The following is a 2,353-nucleotide window of genomic DNA, read 5'->3' as shown; positions in this document are numbered from 1 at the left end:
TTTGCTCTTGCACAAGAATTTCTGCAGGTAAGGCCATATCGAATAACTCAGGTATTATCAGCTCTAGTTTAATGTTGGTCGTTGGGTTTAGATGCTCTGCTATCCACTGGTGTGTTTCAGGCGTATTCAGGAAAAGGTCAAATATATGACTATTGCCGTCTACAATTTCTGTGCTTGAGTTTAAAATAATTTGGTTGTCACTGCTCATGGCCTTATGAGATAAAGAGCGCTTATGGATAGTGACATGTTCTGGCAAGTGGTTTGGCATTGCTGCTTCCAGCGCTCTAATTCTGGCCAACTCATTTTCAGATCCATGTGAAATATTGCTTAAGTACATCTTGAATCCCATACAAAAAGGATTACAGAAAATACAACATAAAAGTTCAGCAATATTGCCTGCTGTCGTTGACGTCTGACCTCTCAGAATGTATTGAGTATGCAAGCGATGTTGAATAGACTCAATGCCATTCCCTAATAAAGTACGAAAAAGTTTTGGAACAACATAACCGGGGTTATTTTGATCAAAAACTAAATGAGTGGAAGAGGCTACGTCATAGATCGCAAAATCATGCCCTGAACAAACAGTGGAAAGTTGAGTGGAACCATCTAATTCCGATGAGTGATCATTGAACCCTGTTAAAGCGCTGCTATGACTGGTTTGGGAGGATGTTTCAACTGTACCTCTCAGTAGTAGGTAACTGTGGTGTTCTAACTTCCACTCGAAGTGCAAAACATCTGAGTTTGAATAAGAGGATAGCAGTAAAAACAATATTAGAATAATAAACCTGTTCTCTTTTTTCATTCTCAAATACCTATCTGCCATTAACATCAACTTTTAGATATTGGCAGTTAAGAATAGCTCAAGCAGCTCATATAACTTTTTTTGAGAGTGTTTTACACTTGATAAACGTACATGTGTGTTTAAAAATATCTTTCTTGGATTGTTGCAATAGATCGAGATTCCGTGAAAGGCATTAAGTCTAAAGCTCGTGTCAATACTTGTGCAAATCTTTTTGTTGTGCATCATTGGCATGAATTTGACGACATCAATCCTGACACGGGATACATTGTGCGTTAAAAGTATGCTTTCGGCTCTGAGAGCGCTAGCCCGCGTTTCACTGATAGGCTGGCTTTGTTTTTTAGTGGGGTTCAGAGTATCTATGTTGCTATCTATATCTATACTAGGAGCTTTCAGAAAAAAGAGTATGCTCTATGAAAACAGTCAGAAATGTATTCTTTTCTCTCTTACTTTTATTTTGTAATATGAGTAGCATTTGCAGTCAGTCTGCTTATGCTGGTAAGGACATTAAAATTGTAGCAATTTCAGTTGTTCAGACTTTATTGCAAGTCATCTTACCTTCTATACCTGAGCAGGAACAAACAAAGCTACTAAACACTTCACCTCAATTATTCTGGTCTGTTGCGGGTGGGCAACATCTAATGCAGCCATCAATAGATACATCTGATATGGCACAGGCCAGCAATGGTAATGACCCTCTTGTGCTTCTTCAGATTGCAATGACAAGAGTTGAATCTCAGATTAATGACGGGCAGCTTGATTTAGAACATACATATCCGGATGCGGATGTGGAAGAACTGCAAAAAGTATTAAATCGCATTGTCCCTTACATTATGGAATCAGGAATATCGACATACCCTGATCATGAACAAGAAGGCGCTAGAAAACTAATCCTGGAAAAAGTGAGTAATTTTATGGCTTATTTGCAGAGTAAGATTGGTATGGGCTAGCAGCCTGGTCCGCAGCTTACGATGCGAAGAATGATGACCGGGCAGGTGACTTTTGAGCCTATGAAGCAGAAAGAAAATGCCTCCGCGGAGCTATCAGCCGTGCGTCAGCTTGGTAGTGATAGTTATAGTAGCCATGAGACTGATCAAATTGTGTGCTTCAGAGTGATGGGTGAACTTTATTAAAATATGACTGTCAGAAATGCAGGAATAAATTATCTATAACGTATTGGCTCCACGTTCACTGACCATCTCATGCGCTAGCCATTAAGTCATGGATTTGACATTACAATAGAGGTCTCAATGCAAAATACTCAGTTTTATGAGCCTGATTATCAAAGCCCGATCACTTATTCCTGCAAGAATACCGGTGAAAAAAGCCCATCCAAGAGGTATTTCAAGGATATTGATGCTCTCGACACTTTGACCGAGACAAGGCCATTAGCCAAGCGCATCTGCCGCAGGCCTGATTCAGACTCTTCTGATCGTTCTCTTCTCAATCGACAACAGCTTGGGGGTAAGGGGATGTTTTTGCAGTGTATGCACCAAGCAGGCCTGGCTGTTCCGCCCTTCAGATGTGTTACAGCCAGTGTGACGAATGTTCTTG

At 40.4% G+C, this 2,353-nt stretch carries 3 protein-coding genes; 2 read left to right on the top strand and 1 reads right to left on the bottom strand.

Going from position 1 to position 2,353, the window contains the following annotated elements:
- The coding region (locus KDK17_RS14115) for a hypothetical protein (RefSeq protein WP_257288326.1) at positions 1-802 on the bottom strand (802 nt) is incomplete at its 3' end.
- 410 nt (positions 803-1,212) lie between these two features.
- Here KDK17_RS14115 and KDK17_RS14110 point away from each other — a divergent pair.
- Together KDK17_RS14110 and KDK17_RS14105 are read left to right on the top strand one after the other, a co-directional pair.
- Positions 1,213-1,749, top strand: a complete 537-nt coding sequence (locus tag KDK17_RS14110; protein ID WP_257288325.1) for a hypothetical protein — start codon at positions 1,213-1,215, stop codon at positions 1,747-1,749.
- Between the two features lie 300 nt (positions 1,750-2,049).
- A partial coding sequence (locus tag KDK17_RS14105) for a hypothetical protein (protein ID WP_257288324.1) occupies positions 2,050-2,353 on the top strand: 304 nt, incomplete at its 3' end.

Source organism: Endozoicomonas sp. SESOKO2, from assembly GCF_024606245.1.
Lineage (GTDB): Bacteria > Pseudomonadota > Gammaproteobacteria > Pseudomonadales > Endozoicomonadaceae > Endozoicomonas_A.
Note: the sequence above shows the minus strand (reverse complement) of the source record. Positions and strands in the feature narration are given on the sequence as shown.